This is a genomic window from Humidesulfovibrio sp. (assembly GCF_035560995.1).
Classification (GTDB): Bacteria; Desulfobacterota; Desulfovibrionia; order Desulfovibrionales; family Desulfovibrionaceae; genus Humidesulfovibrio.
This window is the reverse complement of sequence record NZ_DATMYK010000281.1, coordinates 1-8106: the sequence shown is the minus strand read 5'-3', so window position 1 is coordinate 8106 and position 8106 is coordinate 1. Positions and strand designations below refer to the sequence as shown.

Annotated in this window: 7 protein-coding genes; 5 read left to right on the top strand and 2 right to left on the bottom strand. The window is 65.7% G+C overall.

Features of this window, described 5'->3' with window-relative positions:
- Positions 1–67: 67 nt before the first annotated feature.
- Complete coding sequence (locus VN419_RS10980) at positions 68–1351, bottom strand: adenylosuccinate synthase (protein ID WP_325647274.1); 1284 nt, start codon at positions 1349–1351, stop codon at positions 68–70.
- Between the two features lie 85 nt (positions 1352–1436).
- On the opposite strand from VN419_RS10980, the gene VN419_RS10975 reads away from it, so the two are divergent.
- A complete protein-coding gene (locus VN419_RS10975) occupies positions 1437–2795 on the top strand; it encodes a transglycosylase SLT domain-containing protein (RefSeq protein ID WP_325647273.1) in 1359 nt (452 codons plus the stop codon).
- Here VN419_RS10975 and VN419_RS10970 read toward each other — a convergent pair.
- Positions 2733–3179: a hypothetical protein gene (locus VN419_RS10970; protein WP_325647272.1), complete on the bottom strand. Its 447-nt coding sequence runs from the start codon at positions 3177–3179 to the stop codon at positions 2733–2735. The genes VN419_RS10975 and VN419_RS10970 overlap by 63 nt on opposite strands.
- A gap of 150 nt (positions 3180–3329) precedes the next feature.
- Here VN419_RS10970 and VN419_RS10965 point away from each other — a divergent pair, with 150 nt between their 5' ends.
- From VN419_RS10965 to VN419_RS10950, 4 genes are all read left to right on the top strand, one after another.
- Complete coding sequence (locus VN419_RS10965) at positions 3330–4604, top strand: IMP cyclohydrolase (RefSeq protein WP_325647271.1); 1275 nt, start codon at positions 3330–3332, stop codon at positions 4602–4604.
- A gap of 6 nt (positions 4605–4610) precedes the next feature.
- Complete coding sequence (locus VN419_RS10960; RefSeq protein ID WP_325647270.1) at positions 4611–6755, top strand: ribonuclease catalytic domain-containing protein; 2145 nt, start codon at positions 4611–4613, stop codon at positions 6753–6755.
- Positions 6756–6982: 227 nt separating this feature from the next.
- Entirely contained in the window at positions 6983–7504 is a 522-nt protein-coding gene (locus VN419_RS10955; RefSeq protein ID WP_325647269.1) for a hypothetical protein, read from the top strand.
- 5 nt (positions 7505–7509) lie between these two features.
- Entirely contained in the window at positions 7510–7974 is a 465-nt protein-coding gene (locus VN419_RS10950; protein WP_325647268.1) for a hypothetical protein, read from the top strand.
- Positions 7975–8106 lie beyond the last annotated feature (132 nt).

Sequence of the window (8106 nt, the reverse complement as noted above, 5' to 3'; positions counted from 1 at the left end):
GGTTTGGCCGTCCTTGCCGGAAGGCGCGGGGGTGGCCATGGGGTTTCCTTACTATATTGTGCGGGGTTTAGCCGCGCGTGAAGGTCTGCTTGCGGTCCGGCCCGACCGACACGAGGCCGATGGGCACGCCGGAAAGCTCCTCCATGCGGATGAGGTACTTGCGGGCGTTCTCCGGCAGATCGGCGAAGGACGCCACCTGGGTGATGTCCTCGGTCCAGCCGGGCATGGTCTCGTACACCGGGGTGACGTGGGCCATGGCGTTCTGCTCCTGCGGGGGATAGTTCACCCGCTGGCCCTTGTATTCGTAGGCCACGCAGATCTTGAGCTCCGGCAGGCCGGAAAGCACGTCGAGTTTGGTCACGGCCAGTTCCGTGGGGCCGTTCAGGCGCGCGCTCTCGCGCAGGACCACCAGGTCGAGCCAGCCGCAGCGGCGCTTGCGCCCGGTGGTGGCGCCGAACTCGCCGCCCTTCTCCTGCAAATACTCGCCGGTGGGATCGTTAAGTTCGGTAGGGAACGGACCGCCGCCCACGCGGGTGGTATAGGCCTTCACGATGGCGATGATTCTTTCGAGCATGCGCGGCGAGCAGCCGGAGCCGGAAGCAGCGTTGCCGGAGACCGTGGTGGACGAGGTGACGTAAGGGTACGTGCCGTGGTCGATGTCCAGATGGGTGCCCTGGGCGCCCTCGAACAGCACGGTGCCGCCCCCGGCCACTGCATCCTGAATGGCGGTGGAGACGTCTGCCAGATAGGGACGGATGCGCTCCGCAATGGGCAGCAGCTCCCGGTACACGGCCTCGGGGTCCATAACCTCTGTATTGTAGAGGTTCTTGAACAGGACGTTCTTTTCCTCAATGGCGCGGGCGATCTTTTCGCGCAGCAGTTCCGGGTCGGCCAAATCGGCCGCGCGGATGCCGCAACGGTGCATCTTGTCCTCGTAGCAGGGCCCGATGCCCCGGCCCGTGGTGCCGATCTTGGCGCCGCCGGAACGCAGGCCTTCGCGGGCCACATCAAGGGCGCGGTGGTAGGACATGATGATATGCGTCTTTTTGCTGATCATGAGCCGCGCGGGGCTCACATCCACGCCTTTCTTCGCCAGGGTGTCGATCTCGCGCAGGAAGACCTCGGGGTCCAGCACCACGCCGTTGCCGATGAGGCAGACCTTGCCCGGGTGCAGGATGCCGGAGGGGATGAGGTGCAGCACGCATTTCTCGCCAGCCACCACGAGGGTGTGCCCGGCATTGTTGCCGCCCTGGAAACGCACGATGGCGGCGGCTTCCTGGGCCAGCATGTCGACGATCTTGCCCTTGCCCTCATCGCCCCACTGGGACCCGAAGACCACGATATTTGACATGGACGCTCCTTATGACTACTTGCCCGTCCTCAAGGACGCCGTTTTTGCGGCAAGCGGCACAATTGCGTAAAAGAGGATTCAGCACATGTCAACAACCCCCCCGGACAAGACAGCAAGAGCCCGCCAGGGTTTCAGGCGCGAACGCCTGATCCTCGGCGTGCTCACGGCTGCGCTGGCCGGGCTCGTGGTGCATCACACGCTTACTCTCCCCATGCCCAAGAGCCTGGTGGTGGCCGCCCCGCGCCAGACGCGCATCACGGCCGACGCCTCCATGAGTTTCGAAAAGTCTTTGCTTGAACGCTTCGCCCGCGAACACGGCGTGAACCTGTCCTTCGTGTTCACCGACACTCCGGAGGAGACCCTGGATCTGGTCGAAACGGGCAAGGCCCAGATCGGCCTGGCCCTTGGCGTGGCCCCCCAGGGCATGAGCGCCCGCGAAGCAAAAAACGCCCGGCGCAACACCAACATCGCCTATGGGCCGGAGTATGACCGGCAACCCATCTACGCCGTGGACTGGGAGGAAGGCTACGCCCCGCCGGAGAACGCCTCCGGCGCGCTGGACGAGCTGTTGCGCGTGGCGGCATCCTTCTCTTTAAGCCCGCGCCAGGCCCCGGCCCTGCCGCTCGACGCCCTGCACCTGCTTCTGCCCTTCGTGGCCGAGGTGCGCGACACCGCCCCCACCCAGCACGAGGCCTCGTACCGCTTCGTATGGCGAACCGACGTGCCCCGCCTGGACAAGGCCATGAACGGCTTCTGGAAGCAGCTGATGGCCGACGGCAGCCTGCCCGCCCTGCGCGAGCGCACCCAAGGCTTCTTCCCCACCGACCCGGATCCTTTCGAGATGGAGCTGTTGCGGCGCACCCTGACCCTGAACGTGCCGGAGTACCACAAGGCCATCGAACGCGCGGCGCGCAAATGGCGGCTCGACCCCTCCCTGCTCACGGCGGTCATCCACCAGGAATCGCGCTTCAATCCCGGCGCGGTAAGCGTCACCGGGGTGCGCGGGCTGATGCAGATGACCGGCGCCACCTTGGAGGAGCTGGGTGTGAAAAACCCGGACGATCCGGCCGAGGTGATAAACGCCGGCGCGCGCTATCTGTCCACCCTGCGCACGCAGTTCACGGAAATGGGCTACGCGGCGGACGACGCCATGCTGCTGGCCCTGGCCGCTTTCAATGTGGGCCAGGGGCACGTGCAGGACGCCATCGACCTGATGCGCGGGGATGGGCAGAAGCTGCCCTCGTGGCTGGGGGTGCGCCAAGCCCTGCCAAGACTGGCGGAGCTTTCCGTGGCGCAGCAGACGCGCTACGGCCTGTGCCGTGGGGCGGAGGCCGTGGATTTCGTGGACAAGGTGCGCTACTTCACCTTCGCCATCCGGGGGCTAGTCCTCGCTTCGGCGCAGGGGAATCAGCTTCCCAGCCTTCGGCTTGCCCTGGCGAACTGAGGCCCGGCCCGGAGCCCTGTCGCCGGCGCGCTGCCCCGCACCAGACTGATCAGCCCTCTCGGCCTGCGCGGAAGCGCGCCCCCCGTTTGAACCCGCCCCGTTCGCACTGGTCTGGGGCGCGGTCAGATCGAGCATCTCCAGCCCCGGCGGCGGGGCGACAGGCTGGCGCGAGGCCGAAAGGTTGTAGTTGAACAGCTGGTTCTTCATGCGCACGGCCTGGATGAGACCGAACACCAGGGCCGCCTCTTCCCAGCGCCGCGTGGGCTCGAACTCGCGCACGGCTTCGGCGTAGCGTTCCCACAAATCCATGAGCGAGGCCTCGTCAAAGGCCACCAGCTGGCGCGACAGCTTGAGCAGGGCGTTTTCCAAATACGATTCGGGCATGCGGGAAGTCCTCCGGGCGCGCCGAAAAAGGCGCATGCGCGCTGACTACCAGAAAGCGGCCCGGCCGCCAATTCAAATTTGCCCGCCGCAGGCGGCTGTGCTAGGAACTCTCCGCACGCGATTTCATCACAATCAAGGAAGGGACACGGCATGAGCGACCTCAAGAAGATGTACACCACCCTGCTGGGCGACAGCTTTCCCGAAGACCTGCGCATCACCCTGGGCGACCAGGAGCTGGTCTACAAAAAGCGCACCTGGAACATCGGCGGCGAGGTGCGCGGCCTGCGCTACGGCGAGAACCCGGACCAACCCGCGGCGCTCTACGAGCAGGTGGGCGGCGGCCTGGTGCTCGACGGCGTGGCCTTCCGCGGTCCCGGCCAGGGCCTTGTCTCCGCGCTGACCGAGGAGCACATGCTCCAGGCGGGCAAGCACCCGGGCAAAACCAACCTGACCGACGTGGACAACGCCCTCAATATTTTGCAGTACCTCACCGCGCGCCCGGCCGCCGTCATCCTCAAGCACAACAACCCCTGCGGCGCGGCCTGGACCGATCTTGGCGTGGCCGAGGCCGTTTCCCGCGCCTTCTGGGCCGACCGCATCGCCGCCTTCGGCGGGGCCATCGTGGTCAACCGCCCGCTGACCAAGGAAGCCGCCGAGCTCATCAACTCCTTCTACTTCGAGGTGGTGGCCGCGCCGGAATTTGAACCCGGCGTGGTGGACATCCTGAAGGCCAGAAAGAACCTGCGCATCCTCAAAATTCCCGGCATCGCGAAGCTCGACGAGCTGGCCCGCGCGCCCTTCCTGGACATCAAGGCCCTGTTCGACGGCGGCCTGGTGCTCCAGACCTCCTTCCAGAGCCGCATCCGCAGCGAGGCCGACTTCCTGCCCGCCACCACGGAAAAGGACGGCGTGACCTACAGCGCGCGCAAGCCCAGCGCCCAGGAGATGCAGGACCTGATCTTCGCCTGGTCCATCGAGGCGGGCGTCAGCTCCAACTCCGTCATCTTCGTGCGCGACGGCGTGACCACGGCCATCGGCACCGGCGAGCAGGACCGCGTGGGCTGCGTGGACCTGACCATCGCCAAGGCGCGCACCAAGTACGCCGACCTGCTCTCGTTCAAGGAGCAGAACATGAGCATCTTCGAGCTGATGCTGGCCGCTCGTTCCGATGCGGCCAAGGCCGAGGCCCTGGCCGACATCCGCAGACGCTCGGACGAAGCGCGCGGCGGCCTGCCCGGCTCCGTGCTCGTCAGCGACGGTTTCTTCCCCTTCCGCGACGGCGTGGACCTTTGCCTGGCCCAGGGCGTCACGGCCATCGCCCAGCCCGGCGGGTCCATGCGCGATTCCGAGGTCATCCGCGCGGTGAACGAGGCCACGCCCCAGGTGGCCATGGTCTTCACCGGCCAGCGCTCCTTTAAGCACTAGGCCCACATGACGAAAACGCTCAAGCTTTCCGGCTTTCTCCGGCCGGGCGCGGTGGTTGAGTTCCTTCAGGACAACGAGGCCCACCTGGCCTGGGTGCTGGAGGAAGCGCAAGGCCGCCTGCGCCTTTTGACCCGCACCAAGCGCGAGGTGAAGCTGCCCGCCGCCCGCCTGCTGCCCTGGAGCGGACCGGAGTTCGCCCCCGGCGCCACGCGTGAGGAAATCGGCCACAAGCTCGACGACATCGAGGCCCGGCGGCGCGGGATAATGGCCGGGGTGAACGCCATGGAGCTGTGGGAAATGGCCCAGGGCGAGCTGACCCAGGCCCCGGCGGAGTGGTTCGCCCAGCTCCTGTGGACCGAGCCCGGCGTGGACGAGATCGCCGCGCTTGGCCGCGCGCTTTTGGCCGCCAAGGCCCATTTCAAGTTCCAGCCGCCGGACTTCGAGATCCACCCGGCGGACAAGGTGGAGGCGCGCCTGGCGCGCGAGCAGGAGGACAAGGACCGCGAAGCCGTGGCCAGCGCCGGGCACGCGGTGTTCTCCGCCCTGTGGGCGCGCATCAAGAGCGGCCAGCCGCCCCTTTCCCCGCACGTGGTGCTGCGCGAGGCCGAGGGCATGGACCCGGAGGTGGAGGCCCGCCTGCGCGCCATGCTGCTGGCCCAGGTGGCCAAGAAGACCAGCGGCGGGCCCAATGGATCGGGGAACGGCGAATACGACGCCCTGGCCAAGCTGTGGGAGAACCTCAAGAAGCCCCTGCCCATCAAGGGCGAGGCCCCGCACCTGGCCCTGCAGCTGGCCCAGGCCTGGGGCGTTTTGCCGCCGCACCACAACCACCTGCTCGACGAAGTGGGCTACGCCTGGGGCGACGGCTGGTCGCGCGACTTCGCGGGCGAGATCGCGGCGCAGAAGGAGCGCTTCGCCACCCTTGCCGCCGGCGCCCAGGTGGACCCCACGCCCTACGTCAGCATCGACGCGGCCACCACGCGCGACATCGACGACGCCTTTTTCGTGGCCCCGGCCACCCTGCCCGATGGCAACGCCGGGTACTCCTGCTCGGTCACCCTGGCCCGGCCCGGCGTGACCTGGGACTTCGGCTCACCCTTGGACCGCGAGGTGTTCTCGCGCTCCACCAGCCTGTACCTGCCCGAGGGCAGCGGGCACATGATGCCCGAGGAGCTGGGCACCGGGCTCTACAGCCTGACGGCCGACGGCCCCAAGCCCGCCCTGGTGGCGGAATTTCTGCTGAACGAGCGCGCCGAGATCGTGGAAGCCCGGCCGCGTCTCGCCTGGGTCAAAATCGCCCGGAACATCGCCTACCCGGACGCCCAGGCCGCCATCGATTCCGGCAGCGACGCGCACATCTGCCTGGGCATGAAAATCGCGCGCGAGCTGTTCCAGCGCAGGCTGGAACGCGGAGCCGTGGTCATCGACAAGCCCGAACCCCAGGTGGTGCTGACGGGCGAGCCGCAGAACATCTCGGTGGACATATCCCTGCGCGAGACCAGCCCGGACGCGGAGCTGCTGGTCAGCGAGTTCATGATCCTGGCCAACAGCGGCATGGCCCTGTGGGCGCGGGAACGCGGCGTGCCGCTCCTGTGCCGCACCCAGGACATCGCCCTGCCCAAGGAGGCCACGGGCGTGTTCAACGACGCGGTGGACATCTACCGCGTGGTGAAGCTCCTCGCCCCGCCCGCCCTGGAGTGCCAGCCTCGCAAGCACGCGGCGCTGGCCTGCGAGGCCTACGCCACCCTCACTTCACCCATCCGGCGCTATGTGGATTTTTTGAACATGGCCCAGGTGCAGAGCTATCTTGAAACCGGCGCGCCCAGGCTGGACCGCGCGGGCCTGGAGGCCATCATCCCGCACCTTTCGGCCCGCACGCAGGAGGTGGGCCAGGTGCAGCGCTTCCGCCCGCGGTACTGGAAGCTGGTGTACCTTTCCCAGCACAAGCGCGAGCCCTTCCCGGCCGTGGTGGTGGAAGACGCCGGGCCCTACCCCACCCTGTCGCTGCCGGAGCTTCAGATCACCACGCGCGTGCCGCGCAGCATGCTGGGCGACCGCGTGCAGCCGGGCATGCGCTTCGACCTGTTCTTCGGGCGCATCGACGCGCTGACAAACGAGCTGAAGGTGGTGGAGGCGCGGGAGGCGGAGTAGCTTCCGCGCGCTGGCGAAATGAAGGCAAAAAGGCCGGGGTCCGCAAGGGTTCCGGCCTTTTTGCAAAACCCGTCAAGGGTTTTCCGCACGGCTTTTTCCTGCCTGTTTTGCCCTGTATTGCCCATTCTCAGCCCTTTTCTGCTGGCCTCCCAAAACCCGTGCTATGCTCTGCGGCAATTCTCGGCATCAGCCGGGAGCACCCGCATTCCAAAACAAGGAGCACAACCATGGGTGACGATCGAGTCCAGCACATCGGCGACGACCAGTTGATTTACGGCCTGCCCAAGCACATGGAAGGCGTTGCCAACACTGGCGCAAACGAATATTGGGAAATCGTTCCCAGCAAGAACGCCTGCCGCACGTGCAAACTCTTGATGGGCATGCGTTCCGCCCGCAAGCCCGTTCCGGTTCATCCGAACTGCACTTGCGAGGCGCGCAGGGTGAGCCCGCCGGAGCGGCAGCCCAAGGTAGTGGCTTTCGGACTCTTACAGGGATACGAGGACATCGCAGCTGAAAACTTTGGCGCGGGTCAAAAGATCACAATCACGTTTTTGAACCTGGGGCCATTCCCGGCAGGTGTTGAAATGCGAATCGATTACACGACGCGGCAATCAACGGGGTTCCTTGTGCCGGGGCTGTCTGACTCATTTTCATTCTACAAGTTCGGCGAAACGCCCCTTTGGTGGAACGTTAATTTGACCTCTCATGGCCTCGAAGGCTCGACTATCCGGTATGAGATCCGAGGATGAGAACAGTGAGGCGCAATCTTCTTTTCCTCCTGCTCCTGCTGGTCCCCGCCACGGCCCTCGCGCAGCAGCCGACCTATGACCTCACCTGCGAGGACGTCAAGAAAGTCCTCATTGTCCGCATGCCCGACGGTTTGCTGGATATACACAGCCCGCAAGGCTTTTTCTATTTCGTCTCCTTCCGCACACGGCCTGAGAGGAAAGAGCAACTGCAGCAGCTCGTGAATTCGGCGCAGCGACACCACAAGGATGAGCATGGCAAGTTGCATTACTGGACCGCCCTTACGGTCACGGCAAACGGCAAACCGCTTCAAAACGACGTACCTGGGTTGAATGGCAATGGAGGAGGCAACATCGGAATTTTCCTCTTCAACGAACAGGACGCCTTCGACGCGGCGCGCGAGGTCTGCCCCACGGCCCCGGTCGAGTTCATCGTCGCGCCGCCGCAGGGCAACCTGAAACCCGAGCAGTAGCCCCAAAAGCCAAAACAAAAGGCCGGAGCCCCAATCGGAGCCCCGGCCGTATTCACTTCTTAACTCGCGAAGCGGCTAGACCTTGGCGGGAAAATCATTTATAAAATATAGGTAGAAACAGTCTGCACAGAC